The organism is Actinoalloteichus sp. GBA129-24 (assembly GCF_001941645.1).
GTDB classification, from domain to species: domain Bacteria; phylum Actinomycetota; class Actinomycetes; order Mycobacteriales; family Pseudonocardiaceae; genus Actinoalloteichus_A; species Actinoalloteichus_A fjordicus.
The window spans coordinates 1,685,003-1,710,418 of record NZ_CP016077.1 but is presented as its reverse complement, the minus strand read 5'-3'; the positions used below and the strand labels follow the sequence as shown (position 1 = coordinate 1,710,418).

At 70.4% G+C, this 25,416-nt stretch carries 23 protein-coding genes; 8 read left to right on the top strand and 15 right to left on the bottom strand.

The genetic code is table 11. The features are described 5' to 3' along the window. Positions 1–11: 11 nt before the first annotated feature. From UA75_RS07840 to UA75_RS07830, 3 genes are all read left to right on the top strand, one after another. Complete coding sequence (locus UA75_RS07840) at positions 12–3,554, top strand: DUF4132 domain-containing protein (protein ID WP_075739686.1); 3,543 nt, start codon at positions 12–14, stop codon at positions 3,552–3,554. A 301-nt stretch (positions 3,555–3,855) separates the two neighbouring features. After that, on the top strand, positions 3,856–4,296 hold the full coding sequence (locus UA75_RS07835; RefSeq protein ID WP_075739685.1) for a hypothetical protein: 441 nt from the start codon (positions 3,856–3,858) through the stop codon (positions 4,294–4,296). Next, complete coding sequence (locus tag UA75_RS07830) at positions 4,293–4,901, top strand: flavodoxin family protein (protein ID WP_075739684.1); 609 nt, start codon at positions 4,293–4,295, stop codon at positions 4,899–4,901. Before UA75_RS07835 ends, UA75_RS07830 begins: the two co-directional genes overlap by 4 nt. 88 nt (positions 4,902–4,989) lie before the next feature. On the opposite strand, the gene UA75_RS07825 is transcribed toward UA75_RS07830, so the two are convergent. Next, positions 4,990–5,850, bottom strand: coding sequence for an SDR family oxidoreductase (locus UA75_RS07825; RefSeq protein WP_075739683.1), 861 nt, complete (start codon positions 5,848–5,850; stop codon positions 4,990–4,992). A 380-nt stretch (positions 5,851–6,230) separates the two neighbouring features. Here UA75_RS07825 and UA75_RS07820 point away from each other — a divergent pair, with 380 nt between their 5' ends. The 3 genes from UA75_RS07820 to UA75_RS07810 are packed head-to-tail and all read left to right on the top strand — an operon-like array spanning position 6,231 to position 9,363. Further along, positions 6,231–7,280 (top strand): acyl-CoA dehydrogenase family protein, encoded by a 1,050-nt coding sequence (locus UA75_RS07820; RefSeq protein ID WP_232237669.1) that lies wholly within the window; start codon positions 6,231–6,233, stop codon positions 7,278–7,280. Then, positions 7,277–8,569, top strand: coding sequence for a bifunctional PIG-L family deacetylase/class I SAM-dependent methyltransferase (locus UA75_RS07815; protein WP_075739682.1), 1,293 nt, complete (start codon positions 7,277–7,279; stop codon positions 8,567–8,569). The genes UA75_RS07820 and UA75_RS07815 overlap by 4 nt, the downstream gene beginning before the upstream one ends. After that, entirely contained in the window at positions 8,566–9,363 is a 798-nt protein-coding gene (locus UA75_RS07810) for a glycosyltransferase (protein WP_075739681.1), read from the top strand. Before UA75_RS07815 ends, UA75_RS07810 begins: the two co-directional genes overlap by 4 nt. Here UA75_RS07810 and UA75_RS07805 read toward each other — a convergent pair. Beyond that, the gene (locus UA75_RS07805) at positions 9,296–9,760 is read right to left on the bottom strand and encodes an SRPBCC family protein (RefSeq protein ID WP_075743536.1); all 465 of its coding nucleotides are present in this window, start codon (positions 9,758–9,760) and stop codon (positions 9,296–9,298) included. The two genes, UA75_RS07810 and UA75_RS07805, sit on opposite strands and share 68 nt — an antisense overlap. Positions 9,761–10,009: 249 nt before the next feature. Between UA75_RS07805 and UA75_RS07800 the strand changes: the two genes are divergently transcribed. After that, complete coding sequence (locus UA75_RS07800; protein ID WP_075743535.1) at positions 10,010–10,804, top strand: hypothetical protein; 795 nt, start codon at positions 10,010–10,012, stop codon at positions 10,802–10,804. 62 nt (positions 10,805–10,866) lie between these two features. Here the strand turns inward: UA75_RS07800 and UA75_RS07795 are convergent, their stop codons facing one another. Then, complete coding sequence (locus UA75_RS07795) at positions 10,867–11,640, bottom strand: AfsR/SARP family transcriptional regulator (protein ID WP_232251176.1); 774 nt, start codon at positions 11,638–11,640, stop codon at positions 10,867–10,869. A gap of 592 nt (positions 11,641–12,232) precedes the next feature. Here UA75_RS07795 and UA75_RS07785 point away from each other — a divergent pair. Continuing rightward, the gene (locus UA75_RS07785; RefSeq protein ID WP_075739678.1) at positions 12,233–13,255 is read left to right on the top strand and encodes an LLM class flavin-dependent oxidoreductase; all 1,023 of its coding nucleotides are present in this window, start codon (positions 12,233–12,235) and stop codon (positions 13,253–13,255) included. A gap of 522 nt (positions 13,256–13,777) precedes the next feature. Here the strand turns inward: UA75_RS07785 and UA75_RS07775 are convergent. The 12 genes from UA75_RS07775 to UA75_RS07715 form a co-directional block, all read right to left on the bottom strand. Beyond that, positions 13,778–14,683 carry an ABC transporter permease gene (locus UA75_RS07775; RefSeq protein ID WP_083690650.1) on the bottom strand — a complete coding sequence of 302 codons (906 nt, stop codon included), beginning with the start codon at positions 14,681–14,683 and terminating at the stop codon, positions 13,778–13,780. 22 nt (positions 14,684–14,705) lie between these two features. Continuing rightward, the gene (locus tag UA75_RS07770; protein WP_318533347.1) at positions 14,706–15,659 is read right to left on the bottom strand and encodes an ATP-binding cassette domain-containing protein; all 954 of its coding nucleotides are present in this window, start codon (positions 15,657–15,659) and stop codon (positions 14,706–14,708) included. Beyond that, positions 15,656–16,198: a MauE/DoxX family redox-associated membrane protein gene (locus UA75_RS07765; RefSeq protein ID WP_075739676.1), complete on the bottom strand. Its 543-nt coding sequence runs from the start codon at positions 16,196–16,198 to the stop codon at positions 15,656–15,658. The genes UA75_RS07770 and UA75_RS07765 overlap by 4 nt, the downstream gene beginning before the upstream one ends. Positions 16,199–16,252: 54 nt before the next feature. Next, positions 16,253–16,666 carry a lasso peptide biosynthesis B2 protein gene (locus UA75_RS07760; RefSeq protein ID WP_075739675.1) on the bottom strand — a complete coding sequence of 138 codons (414 nt, stop codon included), beginning with the start codon at positions 16,664–16,666 and terminating at the stop codon, positions 16,253–16,255. Further along, positions 16,663–16,920: a lasso peptide biosynthesis PqqD family chaperone gene (locus tag UA75_RS07755; RefSeq protein WP_075739674.1), complete on the bottom strand. Its 258-nt coding sequence runs from the start codon at positions 16,918–16,920 to the stop codon at positions 16,663–16,665. The genes UA75_RS07760 and UA75_RS07755 overlap by 4 nt, the downstream gene beginning before the upstream one ends. Next, positions 16,917–18,743 (bottom strand): asparagine synthase-related protein, encoded by a 1,827-nt coding sequence (locus UA75_RS07750; protein WP_075739673.1) that lies wholly within the window; start codon positions 18,741–18,743, stop codon positions 16,917–16,919. Before UA75_RS07750 ends, UA75_RS07755 begins: the two co-directional genes overlap by 4 nt. 320 nt (positions 18,744–19,063) lie before the next feature. Next, on the bottom strand, positions 19,064–19,207 hold the full coding sequence (locus tag UA75_RS07745; RefSeq protein ID WP_157434053.1) for a lasso RiPP family leader peptide-containing protein: 144 nt from the start codon (positions 19,205–19,207) through the stop codon (positions 19,064–19,066). An 87-nt stretch (positions 19,208–19,294) separates the two neighbouring features. Beyond that, a complete protein-coding gene (locus tag UA75_RS07740; protein ID WP_075739671.1) occupies positions 19,295–20,155 on the bottom strand; it encodes an AfsR/SARP family transcriptional regulator in 861 nt (286 codons plus the stop codon). Positions 20,156–20,603: 448 nt separating this feature from the next. Beyond that, a complete protein-coding gene (locus UA75_RS07735; protein ID WP_083683010.1) occupies positions 20,604–21,539 on the bottom strand; it encodes an alpha/beta fold hydrolase in 936 nt (311 codons plus the stop codon). Between the two features lie 777 nt (positions 21,540–22,316). Further along, on the bottom strand, positions 22,317–23,531 hold the full coding sequence (locus tag UA75_RS07725; protein ID WP_075739669.1) for an NAD(P)/FAD-dependent oxidoreductase: 1,215 nt from the start codon (positions 23,529–23,531) through the stop codon (positions 22,317–22,319). 91 nt (positions 23,532–23,622) lie between these two features. Continuing rightward, positions 23,623–24,414: an ABC transporter permease gene (locus UA75_RS07720; protein ID WP_075739668.1), complete on the bottom strand. Its 792-nt coding sequence runs from the start codon at positions 24,412–24,414 to the stop codon at positions 23,623–23,625. Next, entirely contained in the window at positions 24,411–25,388 is a 978-nt protein-coding gene (locus UA75_RS07715) for an ABC transporter ATP-binding protein (protein WP_083683009.1), read from the bottom strand. Before UA75_RS07715 ends, UA75_RS07720 begins: the two co-directional genes overlap by 4 nt. Between the last annotated feature and the right edge of the window lie 28 nt (positions 25,389–25,416).

The window sequence follows — 25,416 nt, the reverse complement described above, 5'->3', positions numbered from 1 at the left end:
GGGAGCATGGCGTGCGCAGGTGGGAACTCGTCGGTGACGGTTCGGACAGGTTCTGGGAGGTCGCCACCGACGGAGCCGAGGTGACCGTCCGATTCGGATGGAGCGGCGCCGCCGGGCAGACGAAGACGACCTCCTTCGGCTCCGAGGCCGCCGCGTCCGCTCAGGTCATGAGGCTGATCGCGGAGAAGGAGAAGAAGGGCTACCGAGCAGTGATCTGGCAGGCTGCTCCGGCACCGACACAGTCGTCGGACCCGGTCAGCCCCGCAGCCGAGGCAGCAGGCTCGCCGGGGCAGCCCGCTCAGCCCGTCGACCAGTCGCTGGAGAATCCCGTGTTCACCGTGCCCGCCAGGTGGTGGCCGCACGTCCACGAGCGGCGCGGCGGACGGGTGCGGTGGGACGCCGTTCCCGAGCCCGACGCGGTGGAGAAGGTACGGGCCACCGTGGCAGGCGCGAAGTCGGATCTGGAGGTCGTGTTCGACCATCCGGAGAGCGACGGACAGTTGGTCGACGTGGTCCGTGCCCATCTCGCCGGGGACGTGACGCCGACGGGCGCCGCAGCGGTGGCCGCGCTGGTGGCCGACGATGCGAGACTGAAGCCCGAGCTTCGGCTGCTGCCCGACGCGTGGGTGCTGGAGCACGGCCTGGCCTTCGCCGCCCGTGCGGCCATCGAGCTCTACCGGATCGAGGTACATCGGGAACGCATCAACCGGGGCCGGGCCGAAGTACTCCGGAAAGTGCAGGGGCGACCGCACAACAGCGGGATCAACAAGGCGATTGCGCGGCGAGTGCGCTCGCTTCTCGCCGCGACGTCGGAGGCCGCGTACGAGGCGGCGGTGTCCGCGCTGGCGCCCCACCGCGTCGACCTGCTCGCCAGGTGCGTCGCCGCATACCTCGTGCCGACGAGACAGGACTGGGTCGACGAGCTCTGCGACGAGATGGAGCGGACCGACACGCTCTCGGACACGTCGATGGTGTTGTGCTCCTTCACCTCGATCGCCCAGCTGATCCGGCTGAGTTCGAACCGGAAGATCCTGTGGGAGTTGGAGCGCCAGGAATTCCTGCACACCCTGGCCGACGGCATCGGCCCCGACCTCGCCCCGATGATCGCGCCGCGCCTCGACAAGAACCTCTACGGGGACGAGCGTGAGCTGATCTTGGATACGCTCGCCGCGTTCCCGACTGCGGAGGCCTTCGATCTGCTGCTGGTCCGGTTGGACAAGAAGCAGGTGCTGCCCACCGTGCTCGACATGGCCCGCAGGTACCCGCTGCTGGCGCTCCGGCGGTTCGCCTCGGCTCGGGAGCCTGCGGTTCGTTCGCTGTTGGCGGATCAGCTGCGGCGTTACCCCGAGCTTGCCGATCGAATCGAGGAGACCGAGGAGACACGCGCGATCGTCGGGCAGCTGCGCACGGCGGCCGCGAGCGTCCAGGAGGCGCCGGTCGAGGCGCTGCCCGCCGTCCTGGTCACGCCCCCGTGGACCGTGCGGCGGAAGGCTGTCACACCGGTGGTGGTCAAGGACCTCGTGGTGCCGGCGTACCGGGCCGTGGCGTGGGCGCCGGGCGAGGAGGCCGAATGGGCGGCGGCCGCCTTCTCCTACCATCACCGGGAGACGGACTGGCGAGCAGCGATCGAGGACTTCCGGGCCGGGAGGCTCGACCACCACCGGCAGGTCGTGATGTTCGAGACGGGACCGGTCGAGGAACTCCGTCCGCTGGTGTCCGAGTGGCGTCCGACGGGACCGTTCCACCACGTCAGGCTGTCCAAGGTGCTGCTGGCTCGGTTCGGGGTCGATGCGTTTCCGACCGTTCTGCACCTCATCGCGGGCGAGAAGCCGGACAAGCTGGTCCTGCCCATGGTCTGCGTCGAGGTGGCAGAGCTCCTCGCGGACCGGCTGGTGCGGTACAAGTCGTCGCGTGAGCTGGTCATGACGTGGCTGCGTCGCCACGCCGTTCACGCGGGTCGGTTCCTGGTGCCCGTCGCTCTCGGTCCCGCAGGTGCCCGGCGCAGGGCAGCGGAGGCGATGGTGCGACTGATTCCGCAGCAGGCGCGGGAGGCGGCGCGGGAGCACGGCCCCGAGGCGGAGAAGGCGATCGACGCCTTCCTCGGCGTCGACCCGTTGTCTCTGCTGCCTGCCAGGATTCCGGTCCCCGGTGAGTGGGCGGCACCGCAGATGTTCCCGAGGGTGCTCCTGCGCGGAACGGACCAGGCGCTGCCGCTCGAGGCCACCGGCCTGCTGCTCACCATCCTGGCGTTGAGCACCCCCGACGACGTGTACGCCGGTGTGGAGATCGTCCGCGAGGCGTGCGAGCCCACGTCGCTGGCTCGTTTTTCGTGGGAGGTGTTCCTGCTGTGGCAGGCGAACGGGATGCCATCGAAAGACCGCTGGGTGATGACGGCGCTCGGCCTGCTGGGTGACGACGACGTGGTGGCGAGGCTGACTCCGCTGATTCGAACGTGGCCCGGCGAGGGACAGCACGCCAGGGCGGTGTCGGGGCTCGACGTGTTGACGGCGATCGGCACCGACGCGGCCCTGATCGCCCTGAACACCATCGCGCGGCGGGCGAAGTTCGGCGGGCTCAGGCAACGCGCCGAGAACAAGATCCGAGAGGTGGCGGCCGAGCTCGGCTTGACCGGCGAGCAGCTGTCCGACCGGCTGGTGCCGGACTTCGGCCTGGACGCCGCAGGCAGATTGGTGATCGATTACGGGCCGCGGAGCTTCACCATCGGTTTCGACGAGCAGCTCACGCCGTACGTGCTGGACGGGAAAGGTGCGCGGCGCAAGGCCCTGCCCAAGCCGGGCGCCAAAGACGATCCGGAACTCGCCCCAGCCGAGCACAAGCGGTTCGGGCAGCTGAAGAAGGAGGTGCGGGCGATCGCCTCCGATCAGATTCGCAGGCTGGAAGACGCGATGGTGGTGATGCGCCAGTGGTCCGCCGCCGAGTTCCACCGGCTGCTCGTCGGGCACCCGCTGCTGCAGCACCTCGTGCGGCGCCTCGTGTGGATCGCCGAGGACGGGCCGTCGTTCCGGGTCGCCGAGGACGGCACTCTGGCCGACGTGCACGACGACGTGTTCGAGTTGCCTGCGGATGCCCAGGTGCTGGTGGCGCACCCGCTGTCGCTGGCCGACGACGTGGCGACGTGGTCGGGGGTGTTCGCCGATTACGAGCTCCTCCAACCGTTCCCACAGTTGGGCCGACCGGTGTACCGGCTCGACGAGAGCGAACAGGCAGGTTCGAGGCTGGAGCGGTTCACGAACGCCGAGGTGGAGCTCGGCGGCCTGCTGAGCCTGACCAGACGCGGCTGGCAGCGAGGAGCGCCGATGGACGCCGGAATCGAGCACGAGATCACCAGACCGCTGCCCGGCGGCGGCGACATCGTGGTGACCATCTCGCCGGGCATCACGGTCGGCATGCCGGACATGTGGGGCGATCAACAGCTCGGCGACATCCGGATCGTGGGCGGGCGGAGCTTCGAAGAACTGCATCCCGTGACGGCCTCGGAGGTCCTGCGCGAGCTGACCGGGCTGAAGCCGAGGCACCGCACCGTCGCGGTGTAGGGCCGCGTCCGGACCCCGGGAGCGCGGCCGCCCCACCGCCTCCCTGGGTCCGGCCACGCCGGTTGCGGACGCGTCCACCGTCGGACGTCCGTCAGCCGCCACGCGAGGCGAATCGACTGGAACCCCGGACACCATCGGTCACTACCGCGACTTCGAGCGGTCGGGCGCCACACGAGTCCCTGCTGCCCCGTCGGTGGGCGATCACACCACCGACGTCCTGCCCTGCTCGCATCGCGCGGGGCCGGGTCAGCAACCCAGGAGCCGAGGTGTCCGGCGGCACGGCACGGGGTAGTCGAGCGGCATGAATCCCGACGCGTTCGGGTCGACGGCGGCTCCGTGCCTGCTGCGGTTCGCCTTCGACCCTCGGTTTCGACTGCTGCTCGCCGCGATCGGTGTGCGGCCCACCACCAGCGGCGTGGTCGTGGGCGCCGACGGACTCGACGTCCGCTTCGGTCCGTGGCGGGTACGCACACCGCTCGCGAACCTGCTGCCTGCCGAGGTGACCGGGCCCTATCGCGCGGCCAGGTCGGTGGGTCCCCGGCTCTCGTTGGCGGATCGCGGACTGACCTTCGGCACCGGTGCAGGCCGAGGGGCCTGCGTCCGATTCCACGAGCCCGTCACCGGCATCGAGCCGTTCGGGACGGTCCGCCATCCGGCGCTGACCATGACGCTCGCCGAACCAGAGCTGTTCGTGCACTGCCTGACCCGATTCCACGAGGACGGCGACAGGAGCAGATCATGACCGCCCTTCGCGCACTGGCACTCGTCTGCAGTCTCAAACCCTCTCCCGCCCGATCCAGCAGCAGTCTGCTCGCCCAGCAGGTGTTGGATCAGCTCGCCGAGCACGACGTGACCGGCGAGCTGATCCGGGTCGCCGATCACGACGTCCGGGCAGGTGTGGAGACGGACATGGGCGGCGGCGATGCCTGGCCGGAGATCCGCCGCAGGATCGCGGACGCCGACATCCTGTTGATCTCGACGCCGACGTGGCTCGGTCACCCGTCCAGCATCGCGCAACGGGTGCTGGAACGACTCGACGCCGCACTCTCCGACACCGATGACGAAGGCCGCCCCGCGATGTTCGGCAAGGTCGCGATCGCCGCCGTCGTCGGTAATGAGGACGGCGCGCACAAGATCATCGCAGACCTGTTCCAGGGCCTGAACGACGTGGGATTCAGCATTCCCGCGCAGGGTTCGACCTACTGGAACGGGGAGGCCATGAAGCCGGTCGACTACCAGGATCTCGACGAGACGCCCTCGGCAGTCGCCGCCACGAACAAGACCGCGGCCCGCAATGCGGCCCATCTCGCCCGGCTCCTGCGCGCGCAGCGGTATCCCGCCGAATAGGGCGCGAATCTCCGCGCCTGCCGGACGAGGCATCCCGTTGCACAGGCTCGACGTCGGCCGCCGGGCGACCCCGGTCACCGCGCCGACATCAGCCCGGCGTGGTCTCCCCGCCGAGCGCGGCGATCACCTCGCCGCTGTAATAGCCGGAGAGCCGATTCGAGGCGAGGAACACGTAGGACGGCGCGAGGTCGTCGGGGTGCGCCGCCTCGTCGAACGGAACCTGGCTCCCGAACTCCTTCACCTTCTCCGCCGGGAAGGTGGCCGGGATGAGCGGCGTCCACACCGGCCCCGGCGCCACACAGTTCACCCGGATTCGCCGATCGGCCAGGGCCTGCGCCATCGCGTAGGTCCAGGCGTGGATCGCGCCCTTGGTGGCCGAGTAGTCGATGAGGGACTTGTTGCCGCGCAGGCCGTTCACCGAGCCGGTGTTGATGATGACGCTCCCGTCACCCAGGTGCGGCAGCGCCGCCGACGTCACCCGGAAGTAGCTGTGGATGTTCACGTCGAAGGTGTGCAGCCACTGCTCGTCGGTGATCTCCTCCGGCGAGTCGACCGGCCGCTGCGTCGCGAGATTGTTGACCAGGATGTCCAGCCCGCCGAGTTGCCGCACGGTCTGATCGACGACCTCACGACACTGTGCGACATCCGCGAGGTCGCCGGGGAGCAGCACACAGCGACGGCCCTCGGCGCGCACCAGTGCGGCGGTCCGTTCCGCGTCGTCGTGCTCCGTCAGGTAGGCGACGGCCACGTCGGCGCCCTCCTTGGCGAAGGCGGCCGCGACGGCACGGCCGATCCCCGAGTCGCCACCGGTGATCAACGCCCGTCTGCCCGAGAGCAGTCCTCGACCCTCGTAGTCGGCCATGGCGTCACGCGGCCGGGGCTCCATGTCCGCCGTGACACCCGGGGGCTTCTGCTGCTGACGCGGCTGCTTGGCGTTCGATTCCGGCATGACTCCTCCTGATTCGGGTCCGTCGTGCGGGCATTCCGTCGTGCGGGCGGTCGGCAAGGCCCGGGATCTGGTCAGCCGCCGGACCGGCTCCCGGCTCCGCTTCGGCCGCAGGCGACGGCGAGACGGCTCGCCGCCTGCCCGGGAGGCTCGTCGAAACCGTGGCGATACCCCGGGACGACCGCAGGGCAGCGCCTGCGTCGCGACACTCGACGACCGAATACCCGTGTCGCAGGCCGGTGAAACGGATCATCGCGCCGCCCAGACATCGGCAGCACGGCAACGGCATCGCCCGCCCGCTCACCCACACGGGCATCGCGTGTCTCCCCAGGCACAAAGCCGCGCACCGCTTAATCAACACGCTGCGGGGTAGTTGAGAGGGCATGCCGACTCCGAAGGCCGCCCCGATGCCCCCGCTGCTCGAGTCAGCACCACCGAAGCCGCTGCCCGGTTCGAGGACGACCTCGTCGGTGGCCGCCGAACTGCGTGCCATCGCTGCGGCGGGCGAACTGGAACTGCCTCGGCCCGGTGCCGGTGACACCGTCGGGCGGTGGGCGGCGCTGGCCGCCCTGGGCAGGAGAGACCTGGTGCTGGCGAGGCTGGCGGAGGGACACACCGACGCGCTGGCGATCCTTGCCGAAGCGGGCCGAACACCGGTCCCGGATGCGCTGTACGGCGTCTGGGCCGCCCGCTCCTCGGGCACCGGTGCCCAGCTGACCGACGGCGGCCTCTCGGGCACGGTGCGCTTCTGCTCCGGCGCCACCGTCCTGGACCGAGCTCTGGTGGTGGCGGGCGACCGGCTCGTCGAGGTCGACCTGTCTGCCGAGGGCGTCCGCGCCCGGCCGGACAGCTGGCAGGCCGTCGGCATGGACGCCTCCGACAGCGCCGACGTCGAGTTCGACCAAGTCCAGGTACAGGCGGACGCCCTCGTCGGACCACCCGGCTGGTATGTCACCCGGCCGGGTTTCGCCTTCGGCGGCGGCGGCGTCGCGGCGGTCTGGCTCGGCGGCGCGGCCGGGATCGTCGACTCCGTGCGGACCTGGCTGGTCGAGCGCGAGCACGTCGACGAACACCAGTGCGCTCATCTCGGCGCACTGCACACCACCGTGCGGGCGACCGAGGCACTCCTGGCACGAGCAGCCGAACTGATCGATCAACCGACCCGAGACTCCGCAGGCTCCGCCGGTCGGGACCACCTCGACCGGCCCGACCAGCTGGAGACACTCATCCAGACCTGTCGTGCCGCCGCCGAGCGCACCGCCTGCGAGGTGCTGGACCGGGCTCCGAAGGTCGCCGGCCCGACGCCGATGTGTCGAGATCGACGGTTCGCGCAACGGCTGGCCGACCTGCTCGTCTACGTTCGTCAGCATCACGCGGAACGTGATCTCGCAACGCTCGGGCGCCGGGTGCTGGCCGGGGAGCACGACCGATGAGCAGCCCGGTCGTCGAGGACGAGTGGCAGGCAGCCCTAGCCGCCCGAGACCTCCGCGCCTTCCGCCTCCAGGACTTCTCCCGTGCGCTGGTGGTCGCCGCGCATCCCGACGACGAGACGCTGGGCGTCGGCGGTCTGCTGCACCGCCTACACGACGACGGCATCGAGGTGACGTTGGTCCTGGCCACCGACGGGGAGGGCGCGTTCCCCGACTCGACACCGGCCGAGAAGTCGCAACTGGCCGAGACCCGCCGCCGCGAACTGAACGAGTCGCTCGATGCACAGGGCCTCGACGCGGTGCGGCCGGTCTGGTTGGGTCTCCCGGACTCCGGCCTGTCCCGCCACCGCCGAGAGCTGACCGAGAGACTCGGCGAACTCGCGAAGGGCCGTGATCTCTGTCTTGCCCCGTGGCCGGATGATCCGCACCCCGACCATCAGGCGGCAGGCCTCGCGATGCTGGCGGCCGCCCCGGTCGGCGCCCACTGCTGGTCCTATCCGATCTGGCTGTGGCACCGGCTCCATCCCGACGATGCATCGATCCCCTGGGATCGCGCCTGCCGGCTCCGACTCTCCGAGACCGACCGACAGCGCAAGAGCGCGGGCATCGCCGCCTTCGCCTCGCAGCTCACACCGGGCCCGCGCGGGGAGGAGCCGATCCTGCCGCCGGCAGTGCTCGCCCATTTCGAGCGGGACACCGAGATCGTCTTCCGCGAGCCGCCGCGCACGTCGGCACCGGAACACCGATTCGCCGAACTCTATGCACGCGACGCCGACCCCTGGCGGGTCTCGACAGACTGGTACGAGATTCGCCGACGGGCGATCGTGTCGGCCGCCCTGCCTGCTCGGCGGTACGGCTGCGCCGTCGAGCCTGCCTGCGGCATCGGCGCACTCACCCTGGTGCTTGCGCAGCGCTGCGACCGGCTGCTGGCCTTCGACCCGATCGCCTCGGCGGTGGAGCGGACGCGCTTCGCGTGCAGCGGTCGGTCGTCCGTCGACGTCAGAGTGGGATCGCTGCCCGCCGATCTGCCGCCGGGTCCGCAGGATCTCCTGGTGTACAGCGAGATCCTGTACTACCTCGACGACCGAGACCTGACCGCGACGATCGAGGCGTCCGTCGCCTGCCTACGCCCCGGCGGCCACCTGCTTGCCGTGCACTGGCGGTCCTGGCCGCCCGAGGCGCCGCGCGACGGCGAGGATGTCCACCGCAGGCTGCTCGCGCATCCGGCGCTGACTCCACTGATCGAGCACGTGGAGGACGAGTTCCTCCTTCACGTGCTGGAGCGCCGATGATCACGGCCGTCGGTGTCGTGATCCCGGCTCGTGACGAGGGCTGCCTGCTCGGGGCGTGTCTCCAGGCGCTGCGCCGCGCGCTCCTGGAGCTTCCTCCACGCCTCGGACGGGCCGTCTGCGTCGTCGCCGACCGCTGTACCGACGACACGGCAGCCGTCGCCAGGGCCGCGTTCGGTGGCTGGCGGGCCGGGCTGGTGGAGTCGAACGGCCGAGAACTCCCCATCGGACTCGTCCGGGATCACGGCGTTCGTGCCCTGCGCCCGCTGCTGCGCGGGCATTCCCCGTCGCGCACCCTCCTGCTGAACACCGACGCCGATTCGACGGTCGATTCAGGATGGGCGCGAGAGCACGTGGCCCGCGCGGCCGAGGGCAGCCACGCGATCGCGGGGATGGCCGACCTCGACCTGCTGTCGCTGTCGCCGCACGCCCGTGCCCGCTACCAGCGGGTCATCGACGGCGTCCGGCGCCGAGAGGGGCACGGGAACGTCTACTGCGCCAACCTGGCGGTCCGCGCCGACGCCTACGCGTCGGTCGGCGGCTTCGGGCCGGTCCCGACCGGTGAGGATCATGATCTGTGGCGAAGGCTGGAGCAGGCGGGCTATCTGCTGCGTTTCGACTCCGGTGCCCGCGTGACCACCAGCCCTCGACTCACCGGCCGGGCCCGACATGGTCTCGCCGATCTGCTGCGCTCCCTGCACGACGCGCCTGCCGATCGAGCGCCTGAGGTCATCGCCCTGGCGGACTCACGTCCCCTCGCCAGCTCCCAGTCGGCCGACCATCCCGGTTCTCGATGAACTGCTTGAACCGTGCCAGGTCGCCCTTCACCCGGTTGTCGACGATACCCAGCTTGTCGCCTGCCTTCTCGACGAATCCCTGCGGATCGATGTCGAACTGCGCGGTGACCCTCGTCTTGGCATCGGCCAGGCGATGGAAGGTCACCACGCCTGCGTGGGTCGGTCCGTGGTCGGATTTCCAGGCGACCCGTTCGTCCGGGTGCTGCTCGGTGATCGTCGCGTCGAATTCACGATGGGCGCCGCCGAATCCGACCCGCCAATGGGTGTGCGTGTCGTCGATCTGACGAATCTCCTCGACCCCCTCCATGAAGCGCGGAAAGGACTCGAACTGCGTCCACTGGTCGTAGGCGGCGGACACGTCCACGTCGACGTCGATCGACTCGGTGATAGTGGTCAAGGCTGCCTCCTTCATAGGATCGTGATTCGGCTTCCACTTGCCCGTGTACCCCGCTCCCCCGGCTCGCGAAACGAGGCGCAGGCAGGCGCGGCGACGACCGGCACGGCGGAGCAGGCTGAAGGCCGAGGAGCGCGAGCCGGGCGACCACCGCCGAACAGCGGGCGGGCGCGCGGTGATAGTTCGAATATAGCGACCGCTCTTATCGTGCTGCCCAGCATTCAGGCCGCAGGAGAGAACGGAGAGTCGACGATGGCTCAGCACCTCGATCGGCGACGTCTGCTGACGATGTCCCTCGCCTCGGTGGGAGCGGGAATCCTCACCGGGATGACGATCCGGCCGGGGGCGGCCTCGGCCGCCGACGAATTCGACCAGGATCTGCCACCGGTGCCGGGCATGAGTGGCGACCGACGGGCCAACGAGATGTGGTATCAGTTCGACGACATCACGCTGTATCACCGGATTCCGGAGGTCGAGCAGGCCTTCGTCGAGATGCATGCGGTGTTCGGCGACGGCTTCGTCAAGCTGATCTATGACACCTGGCTCGAGCTGAGTGCGTCACCGGGATACTCGGCCGAGTTCGCCGAGTTCGTCGCCCCGATTCGGGCACCGCTGCAGGCCCTCTCCCGAGTTCAGCTCGGCGTGTTCGACGCCTTCTACCACCCGCAGTCCCCTCGGCTCATCGACGCCTTCTCGTTCTTCGGTCAGGGGCTGCTCTTCGACCCTCGTCGCGCCGAGTTCGAGTTGGAGGTGCACATGATGGAGGGTGATCCGACGCTGAGCTATCACCTGTGGCACGGGTTCCTGCGCGCGATGATGGTCCTGGACATCGATCGCGCACGATGGGCCCGAATCGACCCGCTGATCGGCCTCGCCTGGGCGCTCCAGTCGATCGCCGAGCCCGAGGCGAGGGAGATCAATCCGCCGCTGCCTCGGGAGACGGTGGGCAGGCTGCGTCGGATCTGGCTGCCCCGCACCAGCAGGCAGACCGACGAGGCCTTCCGGGCGTGGCCTTACCCGGCGGAACACGACTCCGTGCGGGCCTGATCCTGATGCGCACCGCCAGGGACCGCGACACGGCGGGCCCGGCCGGTGCGTCGCCGAGGCCGCTAGTGGTCGGCGGCCGAGGCACCGTCGACTCGGACCACCCGACGGTAGGCGTCGCGCAGTACCGTGCCGGGACCGATGCCGAGTTCCCGATCCAGGATCAGCCGCCCCTGTCCGTACACGCCCAGCGCGTCTGCGCGACGGTTGCTGCGCTGCAAGGCGGTCATGAGCTGGGCACGCAGGCGCTCCCGCAGCGGACAGCGGGCGACCAGCTCGACCAGCTCCGGCACGACATGCGAGTGCTCACCGAGGGCCAGGCGTGCCTCGATCCGATCCTCCAGCGCGGCCAGCCGCATCTCCTCCAGCCTGGGCGTCTCGAGATCCCGCAGCGCCTCGGTGACGTCGGCCAACGCCGGACCTCTCCAGAGGCCCAATGCCGCATGCAGCCAGCCCACCGCCGAGGAGGGTCGCCCCTCGGCCAGTTCGCGATGCCCGAGGCGACTCAGCCGAGCGAAGTCCTCGGCGTCGGAGCGCCGGTCGCCGATGTCCAGCAGGTAGCCTGCGCCGCATCGGACCAGCCTCGCCTCGGGTGCCAAGGCCGCGCGGAGGCGGGAGGCGTAGGTGTGCAGCTGGGCCCGCACCGTCGCAGGCGGACGCCCGCCCCACAGCACCTCGATCAGCAGGTCGTCGGTCATGATCCGGCCGTCGGCCAGGAGCAGCGCCGCCAGCATGGTGCGCGGCTTCTCGCCGCCGAGGACCACCGCCCTGCCGTCGGCGGTGGACACGGTGAACGGGCCGAGAACACGGAATCGCATCCCGCCTCGGCGCTCACCCATCGGCGGGCGACATCGAAGACAGCGGGCCGGGCGAGCGCGCGAGATCGTCAGGGCGGGCGAGGCGCGGAGACCACCACTCCCGACGTGCTCCGGAGGTCACGAGTCGCCGAGGGTCGCTCGCCTTCCGCGCGATCAGCGGGCATCCGATCGGTCGAGACCGGTTTCGGCTGCGGAGTCGCTCCCGCAGGACCGCCTGCCGGAATCCGGTCGGCCGCTCGACTGTCGTCTTCGCCGCCGTCTTCGGGAACTCCGCGATCATGACGGGCGCCTTCCTGGTCAGGTGTCCGGTCGGCAGACTTCGATATACGTCACTCGACGATAAGCGGTGCGGGTTGCGCGGCCCTTGTCTCGGGCTTGCCTGTCGACGAGGCTCTGCCGCCATCGCGCGTCTGAGGATCGGCGGCGTCGTGTCCTCACGGCGGCTGCCGGTGCGGCAGGAGGTTCTCCCCGGACGACGGCGGATCGGGACCGAACGGAACACGACGGCACGCGGGGGAGGCAAGCCGGGAGCAAGAAGCAGGCAGGCGAGATGTCATAGCGTCCCGGGAACTCTCCGGTCTCCGCGTTCGATCATCCGGGTGAAAGGGAAGTCATGACATCGGCGCCAGTCCCCCTCTCCGTACTCGATCTCGCCCCGGTCGGCGCGGATTCCTCCCCCGCCGAGGCGCTGCGCGACAGCGTCCGGCTGGCCCGCGAGGTCGAGGCACTCGGCTATCACCGGTATTGGTTCGCCGAGCACCACAACGTCGCGAGCGTCGCCAGCTGCTCGCCTGCGGTGCTGATCGCCGCCGTGGCGGGAGTCACGACCACGCTCCGAGTCGGCTCCGGCGGCGTGATGCTGCCCAATCACCCGCCGTTGGTGGTCGCGGAGCAGTTCGGAACGCTGGAGGCGCTGCATCCCGGTCGGATCGACCTTGGCATCGGTCGAGCCCCCGCCGCAGACCCTGCAACGGGGGCGGCGCTGCGCCGACCCGAGGTCGAGGACTTCCCCGCACAGCTCGGCGAGCTGCTCCGGAACTTCGGCGATCGACGAGGCGGCGACGGCGAGCGGGTGGTCTCGGCCGTCCCCGCCCGCGACAGCAGGCCGCAACCGTGGCTGCTTGGCGTCAGCAGGCGCAGCGCTGCGCTGGCGGGCATGCTCGGGCTCCCGTTCGCCTACGCCCACCACATCAATCCGCAGCACGCCCGACCGTCGTTGGAGGTCTACCGGTCGGCGTTCCGGTCGACCGGCCTGCTCCCGGCGCCGCGCACCGTGATCTCGGTGGGAGCGGTGTGTGCCGAGACGGACGAGGCGGCCCGCCGCCTTGCCGCGCCTGCCTCGCTGCTCTACGTGCGCCTGCGCAACGGCGACCGCGACCGGCCGCTGCCCTCCCCGCAGGAGGCCGCCGACTACCCTTACACGGCAGATGACCTGGCCCTGGTCGCGCAGCAGAGCGCGGCCCGCTTCGTCGGCTCGCCGGAGACGGTTCGGGCCGGGCTCGACCAGCTGATCGCCACGTCGGGCGCCGACGAACTGATGGTCACCACCCAGGTCGCGGGGCACGAAGATCGCCTCCGGTCCTACGGCCTGCTGGCCGAGGCCTTTGCGCTCGACCGGGCCGCCGTCACGGTCTGAGAGCCTGTCTGTGATCCCCCTGGAGTCGTGAGCGGGGATCAGCGTGGATGAGCTGCAAGGCGGAGGAAAGAGACATAACGGAGTTATGTTGACTGACGACAACGCCGCAGATCGCCGCCGCCTGCCTCGCGCAACAGGAAACTGGGGATTGAAGACAGGCTCTGAGGCTCGGTCGGCGTCGGGCCTCGCCGACGGGATGGCGGCTCGACGCGCCGGATCGGCACCGAGTCGTCGTCTCGGCCCCTCGCCGCCCTGATCGCCAGAGTCCGTCCACGGAGGACGAACCTCCGCGCGATGGTGCCTGCCCGGCGTGGAGATTCTCAGGTTCCGTGCCGTCGGCCTGCGCAGAGGACAGGGCGCCACGCGACGGGGCGCCGACCGCAGGCGGGCAGCACGCCCGGTCGACGCTCGCGACCCCGTCCAACGGCGACACACGCGCCGACCGCTCGATGCAGCGAAGGCACTGCCGGAGTCCATCCCGATCACGGGCGTCTGATCACGGGGGGCCGATCGGGGCCCTGTTCACAGGGGACGCCGGAAGCCCCGAACGGCGATCACGCCCGCCAGGACGCCGACCACGACGCTGATGACGATCGCCGTGATCGCACCGCTGCCGACCGGACGGTCGAGGACCAGGGCACGGGCCGCGTCGATGCCGTAGGACATCGGATTGATCTCGGCGGCGGTGCGCAGCCAGCCCGGCAGACCCTCGGACGGGATGAAGGCGTTCGAGCAGAACATCAGGGGGAAGGTGAGCAGGGTGGCCGTGCCCTGCATGAGTTCGACGTCGCGCACCCGGCAGGCGACGGCGATGAAGATCCAGCCGAGTCCGGTGCCCACCGCCAGCGCGAGTCCCCAGGCCGCGATCGTGCCCGGTATCCCGCCGGGCGGCCGAAATCCCAGCAGTGCGGCGGCCAGGATCAGGATCAGCAACAGCTGCACCGCGCTGCGGACCAGATCGGCGAGACTCCTCGCCAGCAGGATGGAACCCGGCCAGACCGGCAGCGAACGGAATCGCGAGACGATGCCGGAGGTCATGTCGTCGGCCAGGCCGAAGGCGCTGCTGATCGCCGTCTGCAGCGTCGCGTTGATCAGGATCGCGGGCACCAGGAAGTCGACGTAGTTCGTGTCGGCCGGGAAGCTCGGCGTCTGCGCCACACTGCCGAAGATCTGGCTGAACACCACCAGCATCAGCAGCGGTGCCAGCAGATTGGCCAGGATCAGTCGTGGATCGCGCAGCACCGCACGCAGCGACCGGCCTGCCAGGATGAGGACCTGACCACGGATCGACGTCCCCCGCAGCGCAGGGCCCGCCGCGCCGCCCGTCCGACCGATGGTGTCCGAGGGGCGCACGCTCACCGTGCGCGGCGGACCGGTCGGGTTTCCTGCACTCGGCGAGTCCACCTCGCCTGTCGAGTCGACCGGCATCGCCGGACCTCCCCTGATCGAGTCAACTGGAATGCGCGACGCCGTTGTTCATGACGAAGAGGTAGACCTCGTCCAGCCCCGGCTCGGTCAGCCCCAGCTCCTCCGCCTCGATGCCCGCCGCGTCGAGGGCACGCACCACGGCAGTGATCTCACGGGCGGCCTCGACCGCGACCGTGAGTCCGGTGCCGGGCTCCTCCCCTCGGACCGGGTGCAGGCCGGCGGCCCGCAGCGCGGCCACGGCCCTGGTCATCTCGGGTGCGGGCAGCCGTACGGTGACGGCGCGCCTGCCCACCCGAGCCTTCAGCTCCGCAGGCGTGCCGGTGGCCACGACCCGACCGCCGGAGAGGACGGTGATCACGTCGGCGAGCCGGTCGGCCTCGTCCAGATGCTGGGTGGTCAACAGCACCGTGCTGCCGTTGCGGGCCATCTCCTGCACGGTCTGCCAGAGACCGAGCCTGCTCGTCGGGTCCATGCCGCTGGTCGGCTCGTCGAGCACGATGACCTCAGGACGTCCCACCAGCCCGAGTGCCAGGTCGAGGCGACGACGCATCCCGCCCGAGTAGGTCCGGGCCAGCCTCGTCCCGACCGCCGTGAGGTCGAACAACTCCACCAGCTCGTCGGCTCGGCGTCGGGCCTCTCGGCGGCCTGCGCCCAGCAGGCGTCCGATCATGACGAGGTTGTCCAGCCCGGAGATCTTCTCGTCCAGCGCGGCGAACTGGCCGGTCAGTCCGATCAGGCTGCGGACCTTGGCGGCCTGATCGACCACGTCGAGCCCGGCGATCCGCGCGGACCCGGAGCTGGGATGGGCCAGGGTGCCGAAGATGTTGACCAGCGTCGTCTTCCCCGCGCCGTTGTGCCCCAGCAGGCCGAGCACCGATCCGCGCGGCACGGCGAGGTTCACCTCGGCCAGGGCGGTCACGGCGCCGAACCGCTTTCCGAGGTCGACGGCCTCGATCATCGTCTCGGGCACGGTCACGCCTCGACCTGCGGCGCCATCCGCCCGAGCACCACTCGTACCAGCGCGTCGTAATAGCGAATGAAGAACACCGCGACCGCCACTCCCGCCGCGACGGCGATGACGAGGAGTCCGAGATCGGCGGCCTGCCCGCCGGGAGCCAGCGCGATGCCGGTGACGGCCGCAGCCATGAGCAGCACGTTCCGGAGGATCATCGCGCCGCTCATCACCGAGCCGCGCCCGAAGCAGCGGCACTCCGCGAGGACGCCGACCTGGATCGCCCGGAACACCACCGCGATGAACACGGCGAGCAGACCGGCGGCCATGGCGAAGCCGAGCCGGACGGTGCCGGGCAGCGCCACCAGGATCATCGCCGTGGCCTCCCCCGCCACGACCAGCACGGCGATGCTCGTCGTGACGGGCTGCCGGAACTTCGTGAGCGTCCGGATCGTGCCCGCGAACTGCTGGAACGCCGCCACACCGCGCACCTTGCTGAAAAACGCGACGCCGAAGACAACGGCGATCAGACACCGGTCCGCGATCAGCAGATAGTTCGTCATGGAGCGCGTCCTCTCCTTCGTTCGGGTCCACTCGGCGAGCGGCCCGCCGCCGGGTCACCGCAGTGGAACGGACATCACCGTGCGATAGGCCTTGATGTCGTTGCGTTCGCCGATCGGCGTGCCGTCCACCTCCACCCACGCATGGGCGCGGAACGGCTCGATGCACACTCCCGTGCACCAGTCGGCCCACCGGCCGCCCAGGCGGGCCAGCAGCACCACCGCGACGGACCGTTGCAGACAGCCCTGCCCCGCGCAGCGCACGCTGACCGAGACAACGGCGTCTCGCGCCGCCAGGACCTGCTCGGCGGTGGACGGGCGGGCACCGCGTCGGAGCACGCGGAGCACCGATCGGAGGCGACGCGGGGACAGCCGGATCAAGGGCCACGCCGCCGCGACGGCGAACCTGGCGACCAGTCGGCGGCGCCAGGAGACGCGCACCGAGGGCTCGAGCATCACGGGCATGGTCATCGGACGACCACCTTCGCGGCACACAGCGAGTCGATGATCCCGCTGACGTCGGCGGCGACTCGGCCCGCAGCGCCGGGGTGCTGCGCGCACAGTTCGGCGACCACCTCGTCCACGGCGACGCCCGCCAGGATTCTGCGCAACACGACCGCGCCGGTCTCGTTGAGCTGGAAGTATCGGCCGCCCCGTTCGTCCAGCAGCACCATGCCGTTGCCGACGTCGGTCATGGAGACGTCCGGGGTGAGGGTGAAGGTCATCGGGTTCCTCCGGTCAGCGTCGTGGCCTGCGCGCCGGCGGACAACGATCGCAGCCACGTCTCGCAGGCCAGCGTCGCGACGACGAGGCTGAGCCCGGCCGACAGGGTGTGCATACCGAGCAGGGCCGAGCGGAAAGCGTCGACGTCGACCAGCCCGCGCCGGGCGAGGATCATGTCGTCGCAGAGGTCGATCAGGTCGTTCCGGCACGCCCGGAGACCGGTGTAGGCGTCGGCGCTGTACTCGGACTTCGTGCCCCGGCCCAGCAGTTCGGCGGGGACCACACCCCGCATCGCGGCGGCGAGCACCGGCTTGTAGCGGTAGGGGGTGGCCGACTCGGCGAGCCGAACCGCGAGCGAGGCCTCGACGACGTGATCGTCGACGAACGGCGCCTGCCAGCTCACCCCGGACCGGGAGGTGAGGCGGTCGACCCGGCGGATGGACTCGCCGCACTTCCGGACGTCCTGCATCGTCGCGTGCTGGGGGCGCAGCGGACAGATCGGCTCCGGGTCTTCTGCCGCGGTCGTCCGAAGCAGCCCGCGCACGGCGTCCACGCCCGCGGGCGAAATCCACGGCGGGGTCAGGAACCGGCTGGCCCAACCGAAGTCCGGGTCACGCTGCATCTGTTGGATGGGCTTGGTGAGGGTGGCACCGGCGGCCGCCAGCCATCGGGCGAAGCTGGGGTTGCGGGCGATGCCGGTCACCATGGACCGCACGGGCCAGCGGTACATCGACCGATAGCCCCGCAGGTATCGCATCGAGGTCAACGGCTCGCTGCGCAGGAGCGCGTGCAGGTGCGGCGGGGTGGGGAAGAACAGTTCGTCGCCGCCGTGTCCGGTCAGATGCATGGTCGAGCCGAGCGCGGCCAGCCGTCGAGCCTGGTGTTCCAGCCTGCTCCTGGTGCGGATCCAGGCGAACGGCGCCTCGACGTCGGCATCGAACCTTGCGAGCCCGGCAAAGTTCATCGGGGTCTCGGCCCTGCCGAGCAGGACGTGGTTCGCCTGGGGAATCGAGGCGGCGGCCCGGGCCGCCCAGGACTGGTCCTCGTCGTCCGGGTTCGCCGCCTCCCACCGGGTCGTCACGAAGTGGTCGACCCGCCGGGCGGCGAGGAAGGAGACACTGGTCGAGTCCATCCCGCCGGAGAGATCGGTGCTGAGCGACCGCTTCGTCCCGGTGCGTGCAGCCACCGCGTCGTGGAGTGCCGCGCCCACCCGTTCTGCGGCCTCGGCAAGCGAGACGTCCGGTGGTGGCGATGTCCACCAGCGCACGGTCCGCCCGACACCACGATTGTCCAGTTCAAGTCGGCAGCCCACGGCCAGTGCCTCGACATCGCGCCAGAGACAGCGGTCGTTCAACGGCCATGGTGCGAAGGGCGAGACGAGCTGGAGGGCTAGCAGCTCGTCGACGACGTCGGCGCCCGTCAACGCGGCCAGTCTCTGCGGTCGGTCGGCCGCCACGACGACCCCCCGGACCCTGGTGTGGAAGATCTGCCGGGCCGAGGACAGTGTGCCCTGTGCCTGCACCCGTCCGTCGATCGATGCGACCAGGTGGAAGCTGCCTGCCGACGCGCGGCGGAGCCGGTCGAGATCGACGCCGCCGGGCCGGTCCAGCCTCGCGGCGAGGTCCGGTGTGGTCGCCGAGGAGACACCGAGGATCGCGACGCGGCGAGACCCGGCCGAGGCCCAGCAGACCTCATCGTCCGCCCACGCGCCGACGATCCAGGGCCGGCCGGACGAATGCGGAATCAGCCTGCGGCCCGGTCCCACCGCGACCGTCTCGGCGACGGCAGCCCCTTGCGGGCAGTCCGGAAAGATCAGGAACTCCATGCCGTTCTCCCCGTTCCGGTCGTCGTCGGACCGCCGCTGCTGGGACTGCGTCTGCTACCTCGGCCGTCCGACGTCGGCCGAGGTGAGAGGTTTCGCGGGTGCAGGCAATGTGATTCCGGTAGCCCGCCGGGGCCGTCCTGCCGGATGTCCGGACTGCCGGACTCGACGGCCGCCGCATCGTGAAGCGTCCTGCCGATCTCGGCCTGCGTCGCCTCGAACCGGTCCGCCGGTCTCGACCCGGGCACAGCACGGGCCGCGCCGACGCGCCTGCGCCCGTCGGCACGGCCGCACTCGACCGTGTTCGCCTCGTACCGGATTGATCAGCAGACCATGACGCAAGACCAGTCGGCCTCGAATCCCCACGACGGACGGCCCAGCGTCACCTCGTCGAAGATGCCGACCTCCTCCAACGCAGGCGGCTCGTACGATCCGAGCGACTCCGTCACCATCGGTTCACGGTTCATGAGGTTCTCCTCCTTCAGACCGGATCGGTAACCCTTCAACCCAGAAGACATTCGGCTGCACCACGTCGCTTCCGGGCTGCGGTCAATCTAAGTGCGACGGCTTGCGAAGTTCTTGTCTGCACCTTGCATCGGCCGACAGCCGTCCTGATCTACTGCCGTACCCCAATATCGACCGCCGATCACAAACCTGTCTTCCTGCAGCACTGGATCGTTTCGCAGAATCGCAGTCTCCAGCCAGGAGAGCCGACCCGGCGGATCAAGTCCGAACTCCCGGTCCATTAATTCACGGACCCGCCGGAATACCTCCAACGCATCTGCGGTACGCCCGCCGCGATACAGCAGGATCATGAGCTGAGCGGCGAACCGCGGCCTGCCGGGAAATCTCGACGACAACGCCGTCAGCTCCGCGATCAGGCCCGACCAGGCACCCAGTTCGATCCTGAGGTCGATCTGGTCGGTGAGCACGTCGAGCCTGCGTTCCTCCAACGGCAGGCAGAGTTCCATCCGCGCCCGCTCGTTGGTGATGTCCGACAACGGCGGGCCGCGCCAGAGGTCGAGCGCCTGCCCGTACAACGCCAACGCCTCGGCGGCATCGGAGGACTGCGCACGGCTGACCATCGCCTCGAAGCGGTGGGCGTCGACGTGCTCGCCAGGCACGGTGATCAGGTAACCGGCGCCCACGGTCCGCAGGGCGACCCCGCAGGAGGCGGCGTGCCCCCGGTCCAGCCCGAGCGCCGCCCGCAGTCGCGACACGTGCGCCTGCAGGGATCCGGTGGCCGAACGCGGGAGCGGATCACCCCACAGGAGCTGGAAGATCCGCTCACGATGCACCGACTCATTGGCGTTGAGCAGCAGCACGGCGAGCAGCAGCCGACGCTGCTGCGGTCCGATTCTGACCTCCTGTCCACCCCGCCAGAACTGCGTCTCGCCTAACAGTTGAAAATACATGATCCCCCGATCACGAATTCCCGTTCCACGCTGGACCCGGCCGACAGCAGACACCAGGTCGCCGCTGCCGATATCCGCAACCCCATCTCCCCCAGGGCGCCGGACGTCCGACAGGACGACTGCTTACAATCTATGAATATTCATCATCTCGACGTTCCGGCAGTATTAACGGCAGATCACTTTCCCGGTGCCTGACCGCCATTGATTACCAGTGATCAAGATCGGCAACGCGAGGCCCAGGGTAGCACCACGACGCGCTACGAACGGGTGAAATCACTGGTTCACGCCTTCGTGCGGGTCGCCGGACATCGCCGCCGACGGATCAGGAGCATAATGTCGGGATTCCGGCATTTCCGACAGAGTTCACCGACGGAGTTCACCGAAGCGCCGAACCGCCGCCCGCCGGACCGCGACCATCGGTCGACGGCAGGCGGGCGACGAATCGGGGCTAGAGCGCGAGCCCGGCGAGCAGTGCCGCCACCTCCCGAGCCCGATACAGGAATCCGACGTGCGAGGTGTCCAACGTGTGCACGTCGTAGGGGTTGTCCGGGGTGAGGGCATCGGCCTCGGCGATCAGCCGATCCTGCATCGCGATCGGCAGCGACCGGTCACCGGTCAGTCGCAGGTAGCTGCGCGCAACGGTGCCCCAGGTCTCGGCCTTGACGGTCGCGTCCGCCGTCATCACCGCCAGGGACTCGTCGGGCTGGAGGATGTTGAGGAACGCGAGGAAGCTCGCGTCGTCCACATCGGCCAGCACGGCCGCCTTGAGCGCGGCCAGCAGCTCGGGATCGCCGCTGCGGTAGTTCGCCCGCCCCACCCCGAGCACACCGGGGTCGCCGACGTTGAGCGCGGCCAGCGGCGCCAGCAGGTTCTCGGCGAACTCCGGTTCCTGCATGTACTCGATGGGGTTGGCCCGCTGCACACAACTCCAGGCGGAGATGTAGACCAGCCTGCTGATCAGCTCGGGCGCGCGGTCCGCCACGCCGCTGATCGTCAGGCCGCCGAGGCTGGCGCCGACGAGCACCACCGGGCCGTGCCTGCCGACCGTCCTGGCGACGTCGAGAACCTCCGCCACGTTGTCGGCGAGGGTCACTCCCGCCAGGTTCGACGGCTCGGCCGCCCAGGCGTCGAGATCCTGCGGGGCCTGATAGGCGGCTGAGTAGTGCGCGTCGAAGCCGTGGCCCGGCAGGTCGACCGCGTGGCTGCGGTGTCCGAGCAGCGCCAGTTCACGTTGGATCGGAGCCCACATGAAGGAGTTCGACCCGGACCCGTGCACCAGCACGAAGGTCGGAGCACCGCCTGCCTGCGGAGTGGGAGGCACCGACGTCGGATCCTGCGGCGTCGCCGCAGACTCGGCCGTCGGGGGCTTGGAGTTCGGAGCCATGGTCAGTCCTGTCTCTCTCGGGATGCGTCGAACATCCCGGATAACCGACGCGCATTCGTCGGGAAGGCGATGGGAGAGGGTGCTGCGACGGACGAGAGTCGGCACGTCCGTACGCAGGGGTCGTTCGAGATGAGCGAGCACCAGTGGACGACGCGGTCGCGATCCGGCAGGCCGCCGCGAAGGCGGGCACCGCACGGACGACGGCCCGTCGGAGCACGGCAGAACCGCTCGGCACGAGCGGGTTCGGCGGTGTCAGGTGTCGTCGTGTCGACGACCAACAGGAGATCGGTTCACCGGGTCAGCCGCGCGAACGGCGGCGACCATCCGGACCGACCTCTCAGGCGGCGCGAAGCCGGCAGAATGCGTGAGCGGAGACCATGCGGGGGAGTCTACCTGCCGCACGCGGGGCCTCGACGGCGGTATCGGCCCTGGCGGTCTGCGCCAGCCCGGCGTCGAGCCGCGATCGCAGGCCCGACCGCCCGAGAGTCGACTCGCCCCCGGAGCGACCCGCTCGACGCCGCCGATGGACGGACTGCGGCGGAACGGCAGCGGACGACGCGGCGACGGACGGCGGCGACGGCGGGCAGACGCGCCGTCGAACGCCGCTGCTCGGCGACGAACTTCGGCGACGAACTGAAGAGACGATGCGGCGACGCTCGCTCAGCCCGCACCCCGCCTCGGCCGCCGGTCCCGCCCCCGATCGTCCCGCTGCGCATTGGGCCTGCCGTGCACCCGCCGCCGGCCGTCACCACCTCGGCGCATCAGCCGCGCCGCGCCTCAGCCTGCGGAGAGCGCGTCGTGCCAGTCGATGTCGGCGTCCAGGGTGGACCGCCAACGGCGCAGGGCGCGGAAGTCCCCGACGCCCAGCACCCCCGAGAGGCGGCTGCCTCGGCGGTAGAGCGCGATGAACCGGCGGTCGGGGAGCGAGCCCGCGACGATCCGCACCTCGTCGTGTCCGTGCAGCAGACCGTGCGACTGGATCTTGACGTCGTACTGGTCGGACCAGAAGTAGGGCACCGGGGAGAACGGCTGCGTCTCGGTCCCGACCACGGCGCCCGCGACGTAGCGCGCCTGTTCGGAGGCGTTGGTGCGGTGCTCGACCCGCATCTCGGTGCCGTAGCGCGGGTTGAACCAGCGGGCCACGTCACCCGCCGCGAAGACGCCGGGAGCCGCCGAGCAGGTCGCGTCGCAGTGCACGCCGTCCGCACAGCGCAGGCCGCTGGCGGAGAGCCAGTCGACGGCGGGCCGCGAGCCGATCGCCACGGCGACGACGTCGGCGGGTAGCACCTCCCCGTCGGCCGTGCGGACACCGGTCACGGCCCCGTCCTCGACGCGCAGGGAACGTACGGCGGCGGCGGGACCGGTGCGCAGGTCGACGCCCTGCTCACGGTGCAGTTCCGCGACGAAGCCGCCGATCTCGGTGCCGACGACGGCGGCCAACGGCGTCGGGGCGGGCTCCAACAGCCACACGCGGGCCCCCAGCCTGCGTGCGGCGGCCGCGATCTCGGTGCCGAGGAAGCCTGCTCCGACGACGACCAGGCGGGTGTCCGGTTGCAGAGCCGCCCGGAGGGCGACGGCGTCGTCGAGGGTGCGCAGGGTGTGCACACCCCGGACCCCGTCCGTCTCGGGCAGCCGCCTGGGCTGGACGCCCGTGGCGATGACCAGTCGGTCGTAGGCGGCCGCACCGCCGTCGGACAGGGCGACGCGACGCCGCTCCGGGTCGAGCCCGGTCGCGGTGACGCCGAGCCGGAGATCGAGGTCGAGCCCGTCCAGGTCCTCCCGCTGCCGCAGCCGGACACGCTCGGGCGCCCAGTCGCCCGCCAGGATCTGCTTGGACAGCGGCGGGCGGTCGTAGGGCAGGTGGACCTCGTCGCCGATCAGCGTCACCGCGCCGTCGAACCCGTGCCTGCGCACCGTGTCGACGACGGTCAGCCCCGCCACGGACGAGCCGACGACCACGATCCGGCGCGGGGCGGCCCCGTTCTCAGTCATGCCTCGACGGTAGTCCGGCCCTGCCCGGGTGGTGATCGTCTTCTCGTGATCACCACCACTGGACCGGGTCGGCGCGATCCTGTTCCCGCGTTCAGGCGACGTCGCGGCGCAGCGGCAGGGCAATCGCCGTCACCGTGGCGATGAGGAGATAGCCGAGTAACAGCAGTCCGGCGAGCTGGGCGGGGAGCATTCGCACGCCGGTCCCGGCGAGTTCGTCGGCTTGGTCGGCGAGCAGGGTGAATCCCAGCAGCGATGACGTCGCGCCGCCGGGCAGGTAGGGATAGGCCGCGCTCAGACCGGGAACGAACAGCAGCAGGTTCTCCACCGCGTAGAACCAGGCACCCACCACCACGAACGCCAGCAGCTGGTTGCCGACCAGCGCGCCGACGGCGACGCCTAACACGGTGAAGAGCGCCATCGCCAGGACGATCCGCAGCCCCGTCACCGTCAGGGCACCGACGGGGAGGCCCAGTTTCACGCCGTGCACCGCCGCCCCGGCGTAGAGCCCGAGCACGGCCGTCGCGACGACGACCAGCCCGTAGGCCAGGCCCGCCGTGGCGTAGACGAGGAGCTTCGCGACCAGCACCGTCCACCGGCGAGGTGCGAAGAGGAACGTCGCCGTGATCGTCTGGTGCCGGTGCTCCGCACCCATGGCCGTGGTGCCGAACAGAGCGGGGACGAACGTGGTGAGCCCGGCGAGGCCGAGCAGGAGCAGGACGCCGTCGGGGGTGTCGAGCCCCGGCAGGGGCGGGCTCGAGTTCTCCGGCCCGACGACGGCGATCAGGCCGGTCAGGCCGCCGCAGGCCACGGCGGCGAGCAGACCCCAGATCCACAGCCTCGTAGAGCCCAACCTGCGGAACTCCGCGCGAATCAGCGTGGTCATCGGTTCGGCTCCTCGTCGGCGGTCAGTCGCAGGAAGACTCGTTCGAGGTCCTCGGTCTGCCTGGTCAGTTCGTGGACGCGCAGGCCGCGCTCGGCGACGAGATCAGCGAGGTCGGCGGTGGTCATCCCCTCGACGCGCAGCTGGTCCGGACCCATCAGCGCCACGGCGGGCAGACCGGGACCGCCGGTCGGGCGGGCAAGGACGGCGCGGGCGAGATCCTCGGCGTCAGGGGATCGGACGAGGATCGCCTGCGTGGCGCCTGCGGTGAGCTCGGCCGTCGGCGCGTCGGCCACCAGCCTGCCCGACTTGATGACCACGACCCGATCGGCGAGCTGCGCCACCTCGGCGAGGACATGACTCGAGACGAGGATCGTGCGGCCGTCGTCGGCCAGCTCGCGGAGGAGTCCGCGTAACCAGGAGGCCCCGGCCGGGTCCAATCCGTTGCCCGGCTCGTCGAGCAGCAGGAAGTGCGGGTCGCCGAGCAGTGCGACGGCCAGGTTCAGCCGTTGTCGCATTCCGGTGGAGTAGCCGCGAGTCGGCCGGTCCGCCACCTCGGCGATACCCAGCAGATCGAGGACCTCGGACACGCGCGCACGGGGGTGCCCGCCCATCGTGCAGTAGAGGAGCAGGTGGTCACGGCCCGTCCTCGTCGGATGCAGGCCCGCCGAGTCCAGGACGGCGCCGACCGCTGCGGTCGGTCGAGGCAGGTCCGCGTATCGCCGCCCGCCGATGAGTGCCCGGCCTGCGTCGGGACGCACCAGGCCGAGCAGCATGCGCATGGTCGTGCTCTTCCCCGCGCCATTGGGGCCGAGGAAGCCGGTCACCATGCCGGGGCCCACGCGGAAGCTGAGGTCGGACACGGCGGTGACCGAGCCGAAGCGCTTGGTCAGGGCCGTGACCTCGATCGATCCTTCTCCGCTCGTCGAGTGCCTGCCAAGTGGGACAGGCGAGACGCCTGCCGGACAACGTGCCATGGGATCTCCTGCTCTGAAAGGACACGGG